Consider the following 18,096-nt stretch of genomic DNA (forward strand, 5'->3'; position numbering starts at 1 on the left):
CGACGCGATATGCGCGGCGGCCTCGCTCCTCAGCGATGTAGCGCCGCGCGCAACCGCCTCACATCCTGCTCCGATACCGGCGCGGCCCGATTCCCCCACGCGCCGCGGACGTAGCTGACCACCGCCGCGATCTCGCTGCTGGTGAGCGCGCCGCGCATCGCCGGCATCCGCTGCACGGGCCCGTGCGTGCCGGGCGCCGGCCGCGCGCCTTCGACGACGATCCGGATCGCGCTCGTCGGGTCGGCCGCGAGCACGGCCGAATTGCCCGCGAGCGGCGGCCCGTGATCGGGCACGCCGTTGCCTTGCGCACCGTGGCAGCGCGCGCAGAAGCCCGCATACACGCCGGCCCCCGGCGCCTGCTGGCCGCCTTCCGGGCGCGGCCCGGCGGGCGTCGAGCGCGCGACGCCGACACCCAGCGGGTTGGTCGCCGCAGTCGGTTGCGCGGGCAACGATTTCAGGCAGGCCGCGATCGCTTGGCGGTCGGCGTCGGTGAGCAGCGCGACCCGCAAGTGTTGACGGAAAATAGCATTCTCGACAAATTCGGACTCGTCTAATTGTTGTCTTGACTCCGGCCAATTAATGTCCAGCGGGGTATCCGCCGACATTTTGGGAGGGGCTATTGGCAACGAGCACGGTTATTTACGACGCGCCCGCACGCGCGGGCGTCAACATCCATCAGTTCTACAGCCTCGACATCAAGGGCAATCCCGCTGCCACGCTCGCGGACATCTACGAGTTCGAGGGCGCGCACGGGATCGGTGAGCCGACAAAGTACACAATCCGGTTCACCCATCCCCGGCATGACCTGTCGCGCGGCGAATTTCTGAACAGAATCGGCACGTTGGTGATCCAGCCTCCGCCGCGCGACCGTTGGAGTCAGCCGGAAGACGCGCGGCGCGTGCAAGGTGTCGTGACGGGGTTCGCGCTCAAGGATACCCATCGCGATCAATCCCTCTACGAGATTGTGCTGGAGTCCCGGCTGGCGTTGCTGCGTCAGGCGCCAAAATGCCGGTTCTTCCTCGACATGACCGTTCGCGAGATCATCGAGCAGATTCTCCGGGAACACGCGTTCAACAAGATTTTTGCCGGCTTTGAATTCACGCTGCACCGTACCTACCGCAAACGCAGCTTCGTGATGCAGTGGGGTGAGGACGACCTGGCGTTCATCACAAGACTGTGCCGCCGCTCGGGCATCTGGTTCGTATGCGAAGCGGGCGAGCGTTGCGAACGGGTACGCTTTGGCGACGACTATGCGCACTACCGACGCGATCCTGAGCGCCTGACCGTCGCCTACCGGCCGCGCAGCGGGCTGGAATCCAGCGGCCTCGAATCCGTCAGCGCACTGCAAATGACCGCAAGGACGCTGCCGGAGACTTATACGGTGCGCACGTTCAGTACGGAGGCGCAGCTTTCCGAACCGATCGAGGCAATCAGCCCGATCCGTGAGGACCGCACAACGTATGGTGACGCATATACGTGGGGGACGCCGAACCAGAGCCAGGACGAAGCGAACGAGGAAGCGCAACTACGGCGCGAAGTGGCGCTGGCCGAACAGATCGAGTATCGCGGCGAGTGCGACATGCTCGATCTCACGGCTGGTTCCATATTGAAGCTGTCGAACAGGGCATTGCCCGATGCGAAGCATGGGTTGCTGGTGGTCCGGATGGTGTGTCGGGCGTCGCGCAAGCAGGCGTATCACGTGACGTTCGACGCGATACCGTCCGACCGTCAATACCGGCTGCCGTTGAAGACGGAAACGTGGCCGAAGATTCACGGCGTTATCACGGGGACCATCGCGTCGTCGGGTGGCTGGAAAGACCCATACCTGGACGGTCAGGGTGAATATATCGTTCACCTTCATCTGGACCGCGACACGCGGATGCCCGGTCTGCGAAGTTGCCCGATGCGTCTTGCCAAGCCATTCGCGGGGCCGAATCAAACGGGCTTTCATTTCGGGCTGGTCGAGGGCACCGTCGTTGGCGTCAGCTTCCTGTGGGGCTGCGTCGATTTGCCGTTCATCAGCCACGTGCTCCATACCGCGCAGCACACGGACCCGATCATCTCGGGCGTTCCGTGGGGCACGCGCAATACCCTGCGGACCCGTTCGAACAACACGCTTGAGATGGACGATCGGGACGGTCGCGAACACATCAAGCTGGCGACGGAGCATGGCAAGACGCAGCTGAATCTCGGTCACACGGTGGACCGCGACCAAAAGCCGCGTGGCGAAGGCTTCGAACTGCGCACTGACAATCGCGGACACGTGCGCGCGGGTGGCGGCATATTGATATCGGCCGACCGGCAGGAGAAGGCGCGGGGCGAACAGACCGACATGCGTTCCGCGACCAACCAGTTCCAGCTTACGCAAGCGCATGCGCAGGGGTTGGCAGAGGCTGCGGCGGTGGCGAAAGCCGAGATCGCGGATCTGCGGGCAGAAAACGCGTGGCTCAAAGACGAACTGGCGGGCCTGAAAAAGTCGGTAATCGCGTTGTCCGCGCCGGCCGGCATTGGCCTGGCGACACCCGACCGCGTGATGGTGTCGGCCGGCAAGGACGTGAGCGTCGCCACGTCGTCGCGATTCAACGTGAATGCGATTCGACATGTCGCCATCGCCGCAGGCGAGGTGTTGTCGCTGTTCGCGAACAGGATGGGCATTCGTCTGTTCGCCGCACGCGGCAAGGTCCGGATTCAGGCGCAGTCGGACGCGATGGAACTGGTGGCACGGCAGAACATGCAATTGAGCAGCGCGGCGGGCACGCTGACGGCGAACGCGGCCAATGGCGTTGTGCTCAGTGGCGGCGGCACGGCTTACGTCAAGGTGCAGGGCGATAACGTCGAGATCGGCGGTGCGGGGCGCCTGATTCTGAAGATCGTCGAGATTCAGAAGGAAGGTCCGGGCGCGCTGTCGCTGCCATTGCCGAAGTTCGATCAAAGCAACGTCACGAATGACGAGCGGTTCATCCTGAGCGACGACGTGACCGGCCGGCCCATGAAGAACAAGCCGTACAAGATCCAGCTGGCGGACGGCCGAATCGTGGAGGGCATCACGAGCGCGAAGGGCGAAACGTCATTGACGCCGAACGACATTGCACAGGGCATCAAGCTGATGCTGTCGAAGAACAACAACGGAGCTCGAGCAAATGGATGATTCAGTTGATCGGTCGGGTGATACGGCGAACACGACGAGCGAAACACAGCCAAAGCGCTATCGGCATGAAGACGCAACCCGCATCGTGCCGATGCAGCGCGATCACCTCGGCCGCCCGTTTTGGGAGTCGTACCTGACGCCAACGAGCTATCAGGTGCGCGCCGAGGCGCGGATTCCCCCGCATCTGCCCGGTGTCATCATCTTCGTGCATGGCGTGAACTCCGAGGGGGAGTGGTATGACGCGGCGGAGCAGGCGCTTTGCGATGGATTGAATGAGCGCCTACTTCGAAAGGGGCATTCGTCTGAGCTAACGCCGAATGTGTACTCGGATAATGACGAAAGCACGGGGTATAAAGTGACGCGCTACATAAAACAAAGTGGACATTCGCCCGTGATCCGCTTCTATTGGGGCTATCGAGCGCAAAAAGGTAAGGAGAAAAATTGGCGAATCGCATTGCGCGATCAGCAGGGCTCCGATTATTGGGCGCCTGAATGTACGCCACACAAGGTCGAGGATCATCGCCAAAACACGCCGTGGTATTGGGGCGGCGGGCCTTTCCAGAATGGCACGAACAACCTGCAGCAGTTGTGGAGTGAAAAAGGCTTCACGCGCACGATCTACGGCTTCGACCTGCAACGGCTCAACACGGAAGTGGAGCGGCAGTTGCAGGATGCGCCGCCGCGCGACTACTACGCGCACGCCGCGCAGCGCCTGGCGAACCTGATTGACGAAATTCGGACCCGGTGCCCACGCGACACGGTGACGGTGATGTCGCACAGTCAGGGCACCATGATTGCAATGGCGGCCACTGCCTTGTGCAAGACTCGCGCGCCCGATGCATTGTTCGTGATGAATTCGCCGTTTGCGGTGGATGACAAGGCGACGGACGCGCTGACGTGCGGGAGTGAGCGACCGACTGCGCAGGCGCGCGTCAACACGTTCCGCCGGATCGCGAATCGCATCAAGCGGGACAAGCGAGTCTACACCGAAGAAATGATGGAGCAATTGCACGTCGGTGCAACCCAGGACATGAATTTCTGGCGGCCGGATTTGAAGCTGCATTACGGTATGCCGGAGCGCGACAATCACGGCCGGTTATACGTCTATTTCACGCCGCATGATCGGGTGATGGGCATCACGTCGTTGCAAAGCATTGGCTGGCAAGGCATTGACGATGAACTGCTGATGGAACTGGGCGATACCGTCAAGCAGCGGATGCTGGCGCGTGAAACGGCGGTGGGGGATGAACCAGGCGTTCGGCGGTTCGGCACACTGCCGCCGACCCCGGAGGAGAAGTTGGTCCCCGGTGCGAAAGCGACGGACTTCTGGAACGGCAATCGCGGACCGGCTGCAGGGGTGTTTGGTTTGACAAATCTATGGGCCGTGCCGAAGCCCAACCAGACCGTCACGATCAATGCCGAGCCGGTACCGAATCCGCTGACGGCGGAGGAGATGGAGGGTTTTGAAGAGTCACGCAAAGTTGCGCCTGAGTGGGGAAAGTTTGTTCCCGATTCGATTGACCCGGCAAAGGGCAGGTATCTGGACTCTTCCTTTCCCAACTTTGCCTCGATGTATGAGCGAGAAGAATACAAAACACGCGAAGACGTGTATGCCAATAGCGGGCGCACGCGTTCACTCGAAACACAAGAGGAACTCCAGGAGCGGATCAACAATTACCGTCCCGAGCCGACCAATCACAGCACGCTGCCGTCGCATGCCGAGTTCATGAAGCGCGTCGTGGCCTGGGACTTGCCGATCGGTTTTTGTGATGCTGCCGAGGACTGGGATTTCTGGGCTCGCCTGATCAAGAAGGCTGACTGGACGCAAGGCTACGATCCGTACTTTACGGACGGGGTTCTCAAGACTGTCGAAAAGCCAGACGTGATCGACTGGAGCACGGTGGCCGAAGAAAAGAGCCGCGCCGACGCAAAACGCGTCGAATGGGGGAATTCCAATGGTGCGTAACCTCGCTATCGTCACACTGATGCTGCTGATGCAGGCCTGTAGTGCGCAGCGTCCGTATTCATTCAATCTCGCGGACTTTCTGAGCGCCAAGGAACTGCCTTACGACTCGCCGCCCCAAGTCATTTACCGGCTCGACGATCACCGGTTCGTGACGCTGGAGCGGTATCGTGATTGCTATCACGGCGAGACGTTCTATAACGATACGAAAGCCCATATTCGCAAGAGGATCGGAATTGGTTTGTTCGAGGATTTTCAGGGGCGGATAGTTAATGCCGATCCGACCGGGATGAATATCGTGCTGCCTCTTGCATTTCCGCCTCGAATTTCATGCGGAGATCGAGGCTGTGCCGTGCCGCTGTGGTACTCGACTGATGGCGGAACGACGTTCCATCTCTTGACCTATATGCCGCATAGCTTCAGGCCATTCGAGGATTCGAAGAAATATACGATTACTGCTACAAAGGATGCGATGTTTGTCTACGAGAAGCCGATGGAGACGTCTGACTATCTGATTACTGCTCGATACCCCTTGGTGCAAGGATTCGTGTATGGAGCAGGTGCGAAACTGCCGGGCGGCTTGCGAATTGAATACGGCGTTCCGTTGGCTGAGAATACTCGAGCTCTCTCTGGCCAAGACCGCATCACGTGCGACGCGTCAATCAAGCCGACCAATCCAGATGCGCCACTGGTGCGCTAATACGCGTGGTCGTTCTGTAAGAGACAAGATCATGAAAAATCCGATCTGGGGAAATTCCAATGGTGCGTAACCTCGTTATTGTCGTGCTGATGCTGCTGATGCAGGCCTGTAGTGCGCAGCGTCCGTATTCATTCAGTCTCGCGGACTTTCTAAGCGCCAAGGAACTGCCTTACGATTCGCCGCCCCAAGTCATTTACCGGCTCGACGATCACCGGTTCGTGACGCTGGAGCGGTATCGTGATTGCTATCACGGCGAGACTTTCTATAACGATACGAAAGCGGGTATCCGTAGAAAGCTTGGACGGGGAACCGTCGAGAATTTCCAGGGAAGAGTCATTAATGCGGATCCGACTGGAATGAATCTCGTATTTCCATCCGCAGTCGCGCCTTATACAGTTTGTGGCGACCGAGGATGCAATCCTGTCATGGCGTATTCAACGGATGGCGGCAACACGTTTCATGGAATGGTGTATGCGAGGTACATCTATAAACCATTCGAGGATTCGAAGCGATATACGATTGCAGCAACGAAAGACAAGCTGTTTGTCGCTCAAGTCGATTATGGTGACGAAGACGGCGATCCTTACGTAAAAGAATATCCGTTGCTTCCGAATATCGATTTGAGCAAGCCATATCCTCCGGGCATACGCAGTTCCACATTTATGGCGTCGAAGAGACCTGGCCTTCTTTCGAAGCTTCGCACGCCCTCCGGCCAAGACCGCATCACGTGCGACGCATCAATCAAACCGACCAATCCAGATGCGCCACTGGTGCGCTAACGCACATGTCCCGCTCTGCAAGGAACAAGATCATGAAAAATCCCGTTTGTCTCGGTGACCCGACAACGCACGGCGGCACCGTCAAATCCGCCTCGTCCACGTTCACCCTCGACGGCCGCAAGGTAGTGTTGCTGCACGACGTTGTGTCATGCCCTGAGCACGGCGACAACCGCATCATCGAGACGGGTGTCGGCTATAGCGAAGGCGGGCGCCGGTGGGTGGTTGATCAATGTCGCACGGAGTGCGGCAGTCAGGTCATCGCCGAATCGCCGGGAGTGTCGATCGCATGAGCATGCAATGGCACATGCGGCTGCCGGCGCCGCGCGTATGCAGCAAGCCTCCGCCACTATGGATCGCGTTCGCTATCTACATCGTCATTCAAGCGGCCGGGGTGGTCATCACGGTGCTGACCTGGGGGGCGCAGCCGGTCGCGTCCGGTGACTTTTTCGTGCGCTTGCTGGTCCTGCCGCTTGCGCTGACGGTTGCTTTATGCGGGAGCCTCTACAGCGGCTACGAGAAAGAGCTCAACGACACGGACTGGTGGAACTACCTGTGCCGCGAGACACAGGCGAACTGGCGACGCTGGGCGCAGCGGCGTGTCGTCATCATCGCTAGCGCGACACTCACACCGGAGGTCGGACTGGCCGAACGCATGTTAGGCCTGGAAGGCTCGCGGCCGGCAAATGCCGGTAAGCGGCTGCCGCTGGCGAGCCAGGATCAGGCTTCCAGCGAGGCGAGGCTCGAAGGCATACTCACGGGCCTGTTGACGCCATTGTCGGCGACCATTGCCGGGATCGCGCGCACCCGTTCGATGCACGTCTACCTGCAATCGGCAACGCAGGACGACCTGTACGAGTTGAAGCAGCTTTGGCAGCGCCTACGCCTTCCTGATCTCGTCTCGTTCTCCTGGGTATCGCTCGATACGCCGCTGTCGCTCACCGAGCCTTGGTTTGGCAACGACCACCCGCCGGCGGAATTCGTGCTTACCCTTGCTTGCCAGTTGCATCGGCCTGACCAAGCACCGGCCTGGTCGGAGGCCGCGGTCGCGCTTTTGACCACCTCGTCCGACGTGATGGGCGACTACCGTGGCAAGCGCCGGCCGCAGGCGTATCTGTTCCGGCCCATCACGGCCGAAGCTGATGAGGCGATGGACGCAACCGCCGCCCTTCTGCGCGCGCAGCAGGTTCCGCCCGCCCGGATCAAGCACATGTGGACGAGCAGACTGCCCGTACATCTCCGGCACGCTACCGTATCCGCGGTCAAGGACTGCGGACTCGATTTGCCGGCGCACGACCTCGATAAAGCGATCGGTGAGCCGGGGCCAGTCAGCCCGCTGCTTCTGCGCGCGCTGGCGGCGCAGATCGTGCAGCACGGCCAAGGCGTACAACTGGTCGCCACGCCGATACGTCACGGCGTGCAACTGAACCTGATTGGCACACAGCTGGCGCCGGTTGAGCCTGTCAAGGCCGAGTATTACCGGCTGCTCAGCTTGTCCACGACCATCGGCTTGGTGGGGGTGGCCTGTTTGACGATGTTCGGAGCCGAGACATTCGGCGTCATGAGGCCATGGATCGGCTGGGCGGTGCTGGCATTAGTTATCCTGACGTTACCGATCCAGATGGGCGGGGCGATACTGAGCCGGCGTTTGCTGGAAGACGACTTTTTCAGTGAATTGCAACGTTCAAAGGAGCGGACATGAGCAAGCGCCAAACACGCGATGCTTGGCACGAGATCGAGCGCGCGGTTCGCAGGTCGGGACGGTGGCGCAGGTATCGCCACTACGCCGTACTGTATCTGTTCTGGGCGGGCGCGATACTGTGTGCAGTCTGGGAGACGATCGTTTGCCGGATGGCCGTACAGGCATTGGATACCACGTGGCCGTTCATGCTCGAGGCTGGACTATGGGCTGCGACGCTGTGCTGGGTTGGCCCGGACGCGCTGCGTCACTGGCGGCAGCAGATGGCGATGCGTTTGTATCACGAGGACATCGCCGACGGCATATGTCCCGACCGGGGCATGCAGATCACGGCGGAGAACGGTTGGAGGTGGTACAAGCAGCAGGGTTCGCCGCTGTGGATCAGTTCAAAACGCGCCCGCCCCAAGGTCCGGGTCGTTGACGCCCTCTATCGCCTGTACGGCGACCTTCCGCGGCGCCAATCGCGGTGAAGTTCGGTCAGGGGCGGCACGCGCGATTGAGTCATCGGCGTGTCGGCGCGCTGCCGTCGTGACGGATCAAGCAAGAAGCGCTCGACGATGCAGTGAAGGCCGAGCAGGGCGTACTGGACCTGGCGCGGGATCGCTATCGGAAGGGTTTGTCGCCGTTCCTCGACGTATTCGACACGCAACGCCAATGGTCGGAGGGGCAGCAGCAGGCGGTGCAGGGCGAATTGCAGACGACGATCGATCTCGTCGCACTGTACCAGGCGCTCGGCGGCGGATGGCAGACCGGCGCGGTGTCGGGCAAGGATCCAGTCAGCGCGGCGCCGCCGTCGCATCAGGCGGAAGCGGGCCCCGCGCGCTGGCCGCTACGCCGCGGCCGGCACGCGGCATCCCGCTCAGCGGCACGCGCGCGAATACAGCAACGAATCGGCGTCGTTGAAGCGGATGCGCACCGGATCGGCATACCCGGCTTTTTCCGCGACGCGGATCGATGCGGCGTTGGTCGGCGCGATCAGGCACACGCTGCGCTCGAACCGGTGCTGCGCGTCGAGCCAGCTGAGCGCATGCGTGAGCGCCTCGGTCGCATAGCCGTTGCCGTGCGCCCAGGTCGCGAGCGCCCAGCCGGCCTCCGGCACGCCGCGAATCGACGGCTCGACGGCGCGGTGGAAGTCGGCGAAACCGAGATCGCCGACGTAGCGGCCCGACGCCTTCTCGCGAATCGCCCAGTAGCCGTAGCCGAGCAGCGGCCACAGGCCGCGATACGCGAGCATCCGCATCCACGAGTCGCGCGGCGCCGACGGCTCGCCGTTGAAGATGTGCGCGACGACGGCCGGCTCGGCCCACATCGCGACGAGCGCATCGAAGTCGCCGAGCGGATGGCCTTCGAGGATCAGGCGCGGGGTGTCGAGAACCGGCGGGGACGTGACGGGCGGCAATGCGCTGGCGGTCATCGGATGTTCCACGGGGAAGGAGGATGAAGGCGGCGCGTTGCGCCGCCCGCGGGCACCGTACGATACCGCGGAAATCGCGGCGCGACCGCAAGCCCCCGGTCGTATCGGGCAATGTGCCCGACGCCGTCCTACTTCCGGCTTTTCAGGAAGCTGCGGCCATGCGCGGTGATCGATGCGCCGGAGCGGCCGTTGGCGGCATGGCTGACGAACCCGGCGCCGACGAGCTCCTGTTCGACCGACCAGCCGAGCGCCGGTGCATCCCGGCCGTAGCGCACGTCGGCGAGGCGCTCGAGCGCCCAGATCGCGGATGCAGACAGGGTGGGGGTGTTTGACGTGACGTTGTCGTTCATCGCTTCCTCGCAGAAAGATGATTCAGGGTGAACGGCACGAAGCCGTGGAAGCGGACGACGCAGGGTCAGTCCGCCTGGAGCAAGGGCAGCAGCGCCTGCAGCGCGGCTTCCTCGTCGGGGCCGGTCGCGAGCACCTGCGCGGAGGTGCCGCCATGCATCAGCAGTGACGCGATGGCATCGCCGCTCCTCGCGTTGCCGCTGAGCCCGTTGGCGATCAGCAGGATGTCGCTTTCGAAACGGTGTGCCGCCGCGACGACCGCGGCGCGGGTGGCGTTTGCGCGGCCGCGGTTCCATGCGGCGCCGATTTCAACGTAGACGACGGTTGGCACGATGCGGGTCAGCCTTGCGGAAGGTCGTCGGGACCGTGCGCGACGAGCGGCCGGCAGCACGGCATGAACGCGCGGAGCGCGGCTTGCCGCCGCACCGCGGGGCGTTGTACAGGCGATGTCGGCGCATCATTCATCTCGAACATGTCGACATCCTCAGCGAAACCGCCATCAAGTCCGGCGAATGATGGAAGGGACGCCATTATAATACGGCAGCTTGATTATGTGTATTGCATTATAATGCTGTGCGCGTGAAGCCCGGCCTGCCGATCCGTCGGCGGCGACGCGGCCGCGCGCGTCCGGCATTGTTTGCCGATCCCCGAACCCCCTCCGAATGGAAGCTGGAATGAACGCTGCACCCGCCTGCCCGCAATGCGCGATGGAAAACACCTACCCGGACGGCACGCTTTACGTGTGCGCGGACTGCGGTCATGAATGGTCGGCAGGCGCCGGCGCCGAAGCGGGCGACGAACCGGCGGGCGACGTCGTCAAGGACGCGAACGGCAACGTGCTGTCCGACGGCGATTCGGTCGTGCTGATCAAGGACTTGCGCGTGAAGGGTTCATCGATCACGCTGAAGATGGGTACCAAGGTCAAGAGCATCCGGCTCGTCGGCGGCGATCACGAAGTCGATTGCAAGACCGACCTCGGCGGCTTCATGCTGAAGGCCTGCTACCTGAAGAAGGTCTGACCGCGCGCGGTTCGACCGACTCTCCGATTATCCAGGCCTGCCGCGCATGAGCGAGGATCGAGCTTCCTATGACGCACTCCTGCGGTTCCTGGCGATGCCGTTGAACGACGGCCGCCCGTTCGTGCTCGAGACGAAGCACACGGTGTCGCTGCACTTCGACCACTTCGGCACGCAGAGCTTCATGTCGCTGAAGGATCCGGTGCGGCTCGAGCTCGGCTATACACGCGTGATGATGGGCTTCCTGCTGCTGCAGCCCGTGCCCGCGCGTATCTGCATGATCGGGCTCGGCGGCGGTTCGCTCGCGAAATACTGCTACCGGCATCTGCCCGATACCGCGATCGACGCGGTCGAGATCAATCCGGACGTGATCGCGCTGCGCAACGTGTTCCGGATCCCCGACGACGATGCGCGCTTCGCGGTGATATGCGCGGACGGTGCGGACTACGTGTCGAGGGAAGCGGTGCGGGCGGACGTGATCCTGCACGACGCATTCGTCGCCGACGGCATGCCGGGCCGGTGCACGGGCACCGCGTTCCTCGACGCGTGCCGCGCACGGCTGAGCGAAACGGGCGTGCTCGCGATCAACTTCATGGACGACGATCCGGCGCTGCCGCGGCATCTCGAGCAGCTGCGCGAGGTGTTCGACGCATCGTATGCGCTCGTTCCGTGCGGCGACGACAACAACTTCATCGCGTTTGCATGGAAGAACGGCAACCCGCTGCCATCGCTGCGCGTTTTGCTCGAACGCGCGCTCGGGATCGCATCGGCCGGCGAGCTGAAGCTGTCGCCGACGGCCCGGCGCATGAAGGAAGGCGAGTGCATCAATCCCGCGCGGCTCGTGTGGCGCGCGCGCGAGCATGCCCGTTGGGAAATCTGCGCGTGAGCGCCGCCGCGGGTTCGAGCGCGCTTACTTCATTCGCTTGCCGAGCGCGCTTTTCGTCCGGTACGTTACGCCGTGCTGGTCGAGATACTCGCGGATCAACTGTCGCACGACCTGCGACGGCGTGAGATCCTGCTCCGCGCAAAGTATTTCGAACGCCTCTTTCTTGGCGGGGTCGATCAGGACGGTGAGGCGGGCGGTTTTCGTTTCCATCGTGCGGCAGCGCTGGTGGGTATGTTAATCAAATTATAATACATCTGTTCCCGGCGTCACGTCCGGAATAGGGCATCGAGCGCATGCGTCGGCTCAACGTCGGCGATCGAGCCATGCCGGCGCGCCGGGTTGCTCGAATCGTCAATCGTATATGATAATTAAATTATCATAATCTGTTACCCGAATTTGGCCTTGAGTACAATGTCGGCCGACGTTGCGGCCCTGGGTTGCCCCGGGCGGCTGCGTCGTCTGCGCGACCGGTCGTCCGGCTGCTTCCGGTTTCACACGGCACGTGTTTGCCGTCACTTCGATATCCGCGTCATGACCCCGATCAAGTTCGTTCTTCGCTACACGGCTATCCCGTTTACGGCCATCGTGGCCGTCGTGGTGTGGGCCGTCATCCCTTCGTCGAAAGAAGTCGACGCGCGGCAATATGCGGCGCTGTCGCGCGGATACGCGAGCTTTCCGCTACCGTTCAGACATGAGATCGCGGAAGCGATGGATGAGGGCCGGATCAGCGACCGGCACTACCAGACGCTGGTGCGCGATTCGCTGGGCAATGGCGTGGCGCTGGACTGGCCGGCATCGGGCGTTGCCGACGTCGCCGCCGAGCGGCAGCGGCTGGCCGAACTGCTGAAGGCCGATGCGGGCCTGGAGGAGCATCAACAGTGAAGATTGCACTGGTTTCGATGGCGTTCGCGCTGATTGTCGCGAGCCTGATTTTCGCGCTGTATTTCATGAATCACGATCGCGGGACGAGCAAGCGGATGGCGTGGTCGCTCGCGGCGCGCGTCGGGTTGTCGATCACGCTGTTTCTGGCGCTGCTGATCGCGTACCGGCTCGGGTGGATCGAGCCGACGGGGCTGCCGATCGGGCGGTGATGCGCGGTGCGCCCGCGCATGCCCGCCCGGCAGCATGAGCGGGCCGGGCGGAGTCGGTTCGAAGCCGACCGAAGCCGACCGAAGCCGGCAAGCCGGCGAGCCGGCACCGCCGATGCTTACGCCGCCTGCGCGTAGCGGTTCGACGGATACGGCAGCCCGAGGTGTTCGCGCAGCGTCGTGCCGTCGTAATCGCGCCGGTACGCGCCGCGCTCCTGCAGGATCGGCACGACTTTCGACGCAAATTCCGCGAACGCGGTCGGCGTGCCGCCGCGCACGATGAAGCCGTCGGCGGCGCGCGCGTCGACCCACGCCTGCAACCCGTCGGCGACCTGTTCGGGCGTGCCCGCGAACGCGGGCCGCGGCGTGGCCGCTTCGAGCGCCACCTCGCGCAACGTCAGGCCGCGCGCGGCCGCGTCGCGCTTGATCGCGTCGGTGGTGCTGCGGAACTGGTTGCTGCCGAGTTCGCCGAGATCGGGGAACGGCGCGTCGAGCGCGTATTGCGCAAAGTCGTGGTGATCGAAGTAGCGGCCGAGATAGTCGAGCGCGTTGTCGATCGTCACGAGCCGGGCGGTGTCCTGGTATTGCGCTTCCGCATCGGCGGCCGACGCCGCGACGATCACGCTGATCCCCTGGAACACCTTCAGGCTGTCGGGCGCGCGGCCGTGCGCGGCGAGCCGTCGCTGAACGTCCGCATGGAACGCCTGCGCGAGCGGGATCGTCTCCTGGCGCGTGTAGATCGCATCCGCATGCTCGGCCGCGACGCCCTTGCCGTCGTCGGACGCGCCGGCCTGGAACAGGATCGGGCGCCCTTGCCGCGAGCGGCCGATGTTCAGCGGCCCGGCCACCGAGAAAAATTCGCCGACATGATTCAGCGTGTGCAGCTTGTCCGGATCGAAGAACACGCCGCTTGCCTTGTCGCGCACGAACGCGTCGTCCTCCCACGAATCCCATAGCCCTTTCGTCACCGTCAGGAATTCCGACGCGATCCGGTAGCGCAGCGCGTGCTCCGGGTGCGCGGCGCGCGAGAAATTCTTCGCGGAACCTTCGAGCGGCGACGTGACGACGTTCCAGCCGGCGCGGCCGTCGCTCAGGTGGTCGAGGCTCGAAAACTGCCGCGCGACGGTGAACGGATCGCTGTACGACGTCGACAGCGTGCCGACCAGCCCGATCCGTTCGGTGACGAGCGCGAGCGCCGACAGCAGCGTGAGCGGCTCGAAACGGTTCAGGAAGTGCGGGATCGACTTCGCGTTGATGTGCAGCCCGTCGGCGACGAACAGCAGGTCGAATTTCGCGGCTTCGGCCTGTTTCGCGAGCGTGCGGACGAAGTCGACGCTGATGCTCGCGTCGGCGACCGCGTCCGGGTGCCGCCACGCGGACATGTTGCCGGATGCGCCCTGGATGATGGCGCCGAGATGGATCTGGCGGGGAGAAGCGGAAGTCGATGGGCTCATGGCAGCGGCTCGGTGAAGGGCAAAGGTCAGGCGAGGGCGGGCAGCGGCGATGCTGCCGGCGCGTCGGGCAGGGTCGGCAGCGCGTCGAGCAGCGACGCGGTGTACGGGTGCGACGGCGCGCCGAACACCCGGTCGACCGGGCCGCTTTCGACGACGCGGCCGCCGCGCATCACGAGAATCCGGTCGGCGACGTGATGCACCACGCCGAGGTCGTGCGAGATGAACAGCATCGCGGTGCCGTGCTCGGCCTGCAGGTCGGCGAGCAGGTCCAGCACCTGCGCCTGGATCGACACGTCGAGCGCGCTGACGGGCTCGTCCGCGACGAGCAGCGCGGGATTCGACGCGAACGCGCGCGCGATCGCGACGCGCTGCCGCTGGCCGCCGGACAGTTCGCGCGGATACCGGTCGATGCAACCGGCGCCGAGCTGCACTTCGTCGAGGAGTTGCAGCACGCGCCGACGCCGCGCGTCGCCGTGGATACCGGCCGCATCGAGGCTTTCGCCGACGATCTGTCCGACCGCGTAGCGCGGGTCGAACGAGCTGTACGGATCCTGTGCGATCAATTGCAGCCGCGCGCGGCGGGCACGCCGCGCGGCTTCCGGCACGCCGTTCCACGGCTGGCCGTCGAGCGCGACGGTGCCGCCGTCCGGTTCGACGAGCCCGAGCACGATCCGCGCGACCGTGGATTTGCCGGAGCCGGATTCGCCGACGATGCCGAGCGTCTCGCCGCGTGCGAGCGTGAACGACACGCCGTCGACCGCGGCCGGCGTGTCGCGGCCGCCGTAGCGTTTCGTCAGCGCGTCGACGGCGAGCACCGGCGCGCCCGTATCGATGCGTTTCGGCGGCAGCGGCACGCGCGCGGTGGCCGCGAGCCGGTACCCGCGCGACGCGGCAGTGGGAATCGCCGCGAGCAACTGGCGCGTGTACGGATGCGTCGGCGCGCTCAGCACGTCGCGTGCCGGCCCTTGCTCGACGATCCGGCCGCCGCGCATCACGAGCACGCGGTCGGCCAGTTCGGCGACGACGGCGAGATCGTGGCTGATCAGCAGCACCGCGTCGCCGGCATCGCGGCGCGCGCGCAGCAGCGACAGGATCTGGCGTTGCACGGTCATGTCGAGCGCGGTGGTCGGCTCGTCGGCGATCAGCAGCGACGCGCCGCCCGCGATCGCGGTGCCGATCAGCACGCGCTGCCGCAAGCCGCCCGACAACTGGTGCGGATACTGCGGCAGCCGCCGCTCGGGATCGTCGATGCCGACCGAGCGGAGCAGGTCGGCGCTGCGCGCGGCGACATCGCGCCGCCGCGTGTCGTGCAGCGCTTCGGCGACGAGGTCGCGCACGCGCCACAGCGGATCGAGCGACACCAGCGCGTCCTGCAGCACATAGCCGATCCGGCGGCCGCGAATCGCGCGCCAGTCGCGTTCGCGATGGCGGCGCACGTCGGTGCCGGCGATGTCGAAGCGCGCCGCGTCGATCGCGGCATGCGGGCCGTTCAGCCCGACGAGGCTGCGCGCGGTAACCGACTTGCCGGAACCCGACTCGCCGACCAGCGCGACGCATTCGCCGGCATGCAGGGTGAGGTCGAGCGGTCCGACGACGGGCTGCGTGCCGCGCACGCCGCGGAACCCGACGGTCAGCTGCTCGATACGGACCACCGGCGCGCCACGCGCGGGCGTCGGCTGCGGCCCGATTTCGACCGTGCTCATGCCGCCTCCCGGCGCTCGAAGCGCGCCTGCCAGTAGCCGCCGAGCGCATTCACCGCGATCACGGCCGCGGTGATCGCGAGGCCGGGCCACACGGCAATCCACCATGCGTTGTACAGATAGTTGCGGCCTTCGGCGAGCATCAGCCCCCATTCGGCTGCCGGCGGCTGCGGCCCCATGCCGAGAAAGCTCAGCCCCGACGCGCCGATGATCGCGGTGCCGAGGCCGACCGTCGCGAGTACCGGCACCTGCGCGATCGCGTGCGGCAGCACGTGCCGCCAGACCAGCACCGCCGGCGGGAGGCCGAGCGTGCGCGCGTGCTCGACGTAGCCGGACGACGCGACGACGAAGGTCTGCGCACGCACGACGCGCGCGAAGCGCGGCACCGACGCGACGCCGAGCGCGAACACCAGGTTCACCGCGCCGGGGCCGGTGAACGAGATCAGCATCAGCGCGAGCAGCAGGTCGGGGAACGCGGACACGACGTCGAGCAAGCGCGTGATCAGCTCGTCGAGCCAGCCGCGGGCGAGCCCGGCGAGCAGCCCGAGCGCGGTGCCGAACAGCGTCGCGACGCCGATCGCGGCCATGCTGATCGACAGCGAGTAGCGTGCGCCATACACGACGCGCGAGTAGATGTCGCGGCCGAGCTGGTCGGTGCCGAGCCAGTGCCCGGCGCTGCTGCCGAGCTGCGCGGACAGCGGATCGGCGGCGAGCGGATCGGAGTGCGCGAGCCAGCCGGGCGCAACGACGGCGACGACGTTCAGCAGCAGATAGACGGCGGCGAGCGCCAGCCCCGGATGGCGGTACAGCCAGCCGGCCGTGCTGCGTGCCGCGCGCGGGTGCAATGCGAGGGCGACGGGAGTGGACATCGGTGCCTCCGGTTCAATGCCGTGCGCGGCGTTCGCGCAGGCGGGGATCGATCAGCAGGTACAGCAGATCGACGGCGGTGCTGAGCGCGACGTAGATCGCGGCCGACAGGATCGCGATCGCGAGGATCACCGGCATGTCCTTCGACAGCACCGCGTCGACCGTCACCTTGCCGAGGCCCGGCCGGCCGAACACCTGCTCGGTGATCACGGCGCCGCTCAGCAGGCCGCCCACGAGCCAGCCGGCGAGCGTGACGGCCGGCAGCGCCGCGTGGCGCAGCGCATGGCGCACGCGCAGCGCGAGCCCGCCGATCCCCCACGAACGCACCGTCAGCGCATACGGCTCGTCGAGCGCGCGCTCGATGCCTTGCCGCAGCACGCGGCCGATCACCGCGCCCTGCGCGAGCCCCAGCGACAGCGCGGGCAGCACGAGCGACGCGAAGCCGCGATCGCCCGCCACCGGGAACAGCTTCAGCGTGAAGCTGAACACGAACAGCAGCATGATCCCGAGCCAGAACGACGGCGTCGATGCCAGCAGCAGTTCGACGCCGGATGCGGCGCGCCCCGCCCAGCGGCGGCCGGCCGTCAGCACCGCGAGGCCCACCGCGAACACGATCGTCACGACGAGCGCCGCGCCCGTCAGTTTCAGCGTCGGCCACAGCTGGCCGAGCACGAGCGGCGCGACGTCGGTGTTCAGGATGTACGAGCGGCCGAAGTCGCCGTGCAGCACGCGCCACAGGTAATGCACGTACTGCAGCGCGAGCGGTTCGTCGAGCCCCCATTCCTGGCGGATCGCGGCTTCGATCTCGGGCGTGCTCACCTGCTCGCCGACCAGGATGCCGACGATGTCGCCCGGCGCGAGATGCACGGCCGCGAACGACAGCGTGACCGCGGCCCACAGCACGAGCACGCCGGTGGCAAGCCGCGTGACGACCGGCGAACCCGCCCAGCGGCGCCATGCGGCCGGCGACGGCGCGGCCGGCAGCGTGTCGGGGACGGAGACGGGCGCGGAGGTCGAATGGTTCATTTGGAAAATCT

General features: G+C 64.9%; 19 protein-coding genes and 2 pseudogenes. 12 read left to right on the plus strand and 9 right to left on the minus strand.

Translation table 11 applies throughout. From position 1 onward, the window contains the following. Positions 1-29: 29 nt before the first annotated feature. Positions 30-500 (minus strand): annotated as a pseudogene (locus DCN14_RS33980) (cytochrome c); the annotation flags it as partial. Positions 501-619: 119 nt separating this feature from the next. Between DCN14_RS33980 and vgrG the strand changes: the two are divergent. The 8 genes and pseudogenes from vgrG to DCN14_RS34020 form a co-directional block, all read left to right on the plus strand. Then, entirely contained in the window at positions 620-3,148 is a 2,529-nt protein-coding gene (gene vgrG, locus DCN14_RS33985; protein WP_096507051.1) for a type VI secretion system Vgr family protein, read from the plus strand. Next, on the plus strand, positions 3,141-5,114 hold the full coding sequence (locus DCN14_RS33990) for a DUF3274 domain-containing protein (RefSeq protein ID WP_096507050.1): 1,974 nt from the start codon (positions 3,141-3,143) through the stop codon (positions 5,112-5,114). The genes vgrG and DCN14_RS33990 overlap by 8 nt, the downstream gene beginning before the upstream one ends. Next, entirely contained in the window at positions 5,104-5,811 is a 708-nt protein-coding gene (locus DCN14_RS33995; protein WP_096507049.1) for a hypothetical protein, read from the plus strand. The genes DCN14_RS33990 and DCN14_RS33995 overlap by 11 nt, the downstream gene beginning before the upstream one ends. 59 nt (positions 5,812-5,870) lie before the next feature. Continuing rightward, positions 5,871-6,590: a hypothetical protein gene (locus DCN14_RS34000; protein WP_096507048.1), complete on the plus strand. Its 720-nt coding sequence runs from the start codon at positions 5,871-5,873 to the stop codon at positions 6,588-6,590. A gap of 32 nt (positions 6,591-6,622) precedes the next feature. Beyond that, the gene (locus DCN14_RS34005; RefSeq protein ID WP_096507047.1) at positions 6,623-6,880 is read left to right on the plus strand and encodes a PAAR domain-containing protein; all 258 of its coding nucleotides are present in this window, start codon (positions 6,623-6,625) and stop codon (positions 6,878-6,880) included. After that, positions 6,877-8,289: a hypothetical protein gene (locus DCN14_RS34010; RefSeq protein ID WP_115531489.1), complete on the plus strand. Its 1,413-nt coding sequence runs from the start codon at positions 6,877-6,879 to the stop codon at positions 8,287-8,289. The genes DCN14_RS34005 and DCN14_RS34010 overlap by 4 nt, the downstream gene beginning before the upstream one ends. Beyond that, the gene (locus DCN14_RS34015) at positions 8,286-8,756 is read left to right on the plus strand and encodes a hypothetical protein (protein WP_096507045.1); all 471 of its coding nucleotides are present in this window, start codon (positions 8,286-8,288) and stop codon (positions 8,754-8,756) included. Before DCN14_RS34010 ends, DCN14_RS34015 begins: the two co-directional genes overlap by 4 nt. A gap of 16 nt (positions 8,757-8,772) precedes the next feature. Next, a pseudogene (locus DCN14_RS34020) lies at positions 8,773-9,037 on the plus strand (TolC family protein); the annotation flags it as partial. A 108-nt stretch (positions 9,038-9,145) separates the two neighbouring features. Here DCN14_RS34020 and DCN14_RS34025 read toward each other — a convergent pair. The 3 genes from DCN14_RS34025 to DCN14_RS34035 all read right to left on the minus strand — a co-directional run bounded on the left by DCN14_RS34025 (position 9,146) and on the right by DCN14_RS34035 (position 10,379). Continuing rightward, positions 9,146-9,700 carry a GNAT family N-acetyltransferase gene (locus DCN14_RS34025; protein ID WP_096507044.1) on the minus strand — a complete coding sequence of 185 codons (555 nt, stop codon included), beginning with the start codon at positions 9,698-9,700 and terminating at the stop codon, positions 9,146-9,148. A gap of 128 nt (positions 9,701-9,828) precedes the next feature. Then, positions 9,829-10,050, minus strand: coding sequence for a hypothetical protein (locus DCN14_RS34030; RefSeq protein WP_096507043.1), 222 nt, complete (start codon positions 10,048-10,050; stop codon positions 9,829-9,831). Positions 10,051-10,115: 65 nt separating this feature from the next. Then, entirely contained in the window at positions 10,116-10,379 is a 264-nt protein-coding gene (locus DCN14_RS34035) for an HPr family phosphocarrier protein (RefSeq protein WP_096507042.1), read from the minus strand. A 343-nt stretch (positions 10,380-10,722) separates the two neighbouring features. Between DCN14_RS34035 and DCN14_RS34040 the strand changes: the two genes are divergently transcribed. Further along, a complete protein-coding gene (locus DCN14_RS34040) occupies positions 10,723-11,067 on the plus strand; it encodes a zinc ribbon domain-containing protein YjdM (protein WP_096507041.1) in 345 nt (114 codons plus the stop codon). A gap of 46 nt (positions 11,068-11,113) precedes the next feature. Then, complete coding sequence (locus tag DCN14_RS34045; RefSeq protein WP_096507040.1) at positions 11,114-11,950, plus strand: spermidine synthase; 837 nt, start codon at positions 11,114-11,116, stop codon at positions 11,948-11,950. Positions 11,951-11,974: 24 nt separating this feature from the next. Here the strand turns inward: DCN14_RS34045 and DCN14_RS34050 are convergent, their stop codons facing one another. Then, positions 11,975-12,160 carry a ribbon-helix-helix protein, CopG family gene (locus DCN14_RS34050; RefSeq protein ID WP_096507039.1) on the minus strand — a complete coding sequence of 62 codons (186 nt, stop codon included), beginning with the start codon at positions 12,158-12,160 and terminating at the stop codon, positions 11,975-11,977. 321 nt (positions 12,161-12,481) lie between these two features. On the opposite strand from DCN14_RS34050, the gene DCN14_RS34055 reads away from it, so the two are divergent. Continuing rightward, the gene (locus tag DCN14_RS34055) at positions 12,482-12,832 is read left to right on the plus strand and encodes a hypothetical protein (protein ID WP_096507038.1); all 351 of its coding nucleotides are present in this window, start codon (positions 12,482-12,484) and stop codon (positions 12,830-12,832) included. Positions 12,833-12,849: 17 nt separating this feature from the next. Then, positions 12,850-13,041 carry a DUF2909 domain-containing protein gene (locus DCN14_RS34060; RefSeq protein WP_162826288.1) on the plus strand — a complete coding sequence of 64 codons (192 nt, stop codon included), beginning with the start codon at positions 12,850-12,852 and terminating at the stop codon, positions 13,039-13,041. Positions 13,042-13,157: 116 nt separating this feature from the next. On the opposite strand, the gene DCN14_RS34065 is transcribed toward DCN14_RS34060, so the two are convergent. From DCN14_RS34065 to DCN14_RS34080, 4 genes are read right to left on the minus strand one after another with little or no spacing between them, the layout of a single operon-like run. Further along, positions 13,158-14,492, minus strand: a complete 1,335-nt coding sequence (locus tag DCN14_RS34065; protein ID WP_096507036.1) for an LLM class flavin-dependent oxidoreductase — start codon at positions 14,490-14,492, stop codon at positions 13,158-13,160. A 26-nt stretch (positions 14,493-14,518) separates the two neighbouring features. Next, positions 14,519-16,195 carry an ABC transporter ATP-binding protein gene (locus tag DCN14_RS34070; RefSeq protein ID WP_096507035.1) on the minus strand — a complete coding sequence of 559 codons (1,677 nt, stop codon included), beginning with the start codon at positions 16,193-16,195 and terminating at the stop codon, positions 14,519-14,521. After that, entirely contained in the window at positions 16,192-17,061 is an 870-nt protein-coding gene (locus tag DCN14_RS34075; RefSeq protein WP_096507034.1) for an ABC transporter permease, read from the minus strand. The genes DCN14_RS34070 and DCN14_RS34075 overlap by 4 nt, the downstream gene beginning before the upstream one ends. Positions 17,062-17,074: 13 nt before the next feature. Next, positions 17,075-18,085: an ABC transporter permease gene (locus DCN14_RS34080; RefSeq protein ID WP_096507033.1), complete on the minus strand. Its 1,011-nt coding sequence runs from the start codon at positions 18,083-18,085 to the stop codon at positions 17,075-17,077. Between the last annotated feature and the right edge of the window lie 11 nt (positions 18,086-18,096).

This window comes from Burkholderia sp. IDO3, from assembly GCF_003366075.1.
GTDB lineage: Bacteria > Pseudomonadota > Gammaproteobacteria > Burkholderiales > Burkholderiaceae > Burkholderia > Burkholderia anthina.

Coding starts and splice junctions, on each gene's coding strand:
- DCN14_RS33990 (WP_096507050.1), top strand. CDS start 3,141: ATGGATGATTCAGTTGATCGGTCGGGTGATACGGCGAACACGACGAGC.
- DCN14_RS33995 (WP_096507049.1), top strand. CDS start 5,104: ATGGTGCGTAACCTCGCTATCGTCACACTGATGCTGCTGATGCAGGCC.
- DCN14_RS34000 (WP_096507048.1), top strand. CDS start 5,871: ATGGTGCGTAACCTCGTTATTGTCGTGCTGATGCTGCTGATGCAGGCC.
- DCN14_RS34005 (WP_096507047.1), top strand. CDS start 6,623: ATGAAAAATCCCGTTTGTCTCGGTGACCCGACAACGCACGGCGGCACC.
- DCN14_RS34010 (WP_115531489.1), top strand. CDS start 6,877: ATGAGCATGCAATGGCACATGCGGCTGCCGGCGCCGCGCGTATGCAGC.
- DCN14_RS34015 (WP_096507045.1), top strand. CDS start 8,286: ATGAGCAAGCGCCAAACACGCGATGCTTGGCACGAGATCGAGCGCGCG.
- DCN14_RS34025 (WP_096507044.1), bottom strand. CDS start 9,700: ATGACCGCCAGCGCATTGCCGCCCGTCACGTCCCCGCCGGTTCTCGAC.
- DCN14_RS34030 (WP_096507043.1), bottom strand. CDS start 10,050: ATGAACGACAACGTCACGTCAAACACCCCCACCCTGTCTGCATCCGCG.
- DCN14_RS34040 (WP_096507041.1), top strand. CDS start 10,723: ATGAACGCTGCACCCGCCTGCCCGCAATGCGCGATGGAAAACACCTAC.
- DCN14_RS34045 (WP_096507040.1), top strand. CDS start 11,114: ATGAGCGAGGATCGAGCTTCCTATGACGCACTCCTGCGGTTCCTGGCG.
- DCN14_RS34050 (WP_096507039.1), bottom strand. CDS start 12,160: ATGGAAACGAAAACCGCCCGCCTCACCGTCCTGATCGACCCCGCCAAG.
- DCN14_RS34055 (WP_096507038.1), top strand. CDS start 12,482: ATGACCCCGATCAAGTTCGTTCTTCGCTACACGGCTATCCCGTTTACG.
- DCN14_RS34060 (WP_162826288.1), top strand. CDS start 12,850: ATGGCGTTCGCGCTGATTGTCGCGAGCCTGATTTTCGCGCTGTATTTC.
- DCN14_RS34065 (WP_096507036.1), bottom strand. CDS start 14,492: ATGAGCCCATCGACTTCCGCTTCTCCCCGCCAGATCCATCTCGGCGCC.
- DCN14_RS34070 (WP_096507035.1), bottom strand. CDS start 16,195: ATGAGCACGGTCGAAATCGGGCCGCAGCCGACGCCCGCGCGTGGCGCG.
- DCN14_RS34075 (WP_096507034.1), bottom strand. CDS start 17,061: ATGTCCACTCCCGTCGCCCTCGCATTGCACCCGCGCGCGGCACGCAGC.
- DCN14_RS34080 (WP_096507033.1), bottom strand. CDS start 18,085: ATGAACCATTCGACCTCCGCGCCCGTCTCCGTCCCCGACACGCTGCCG.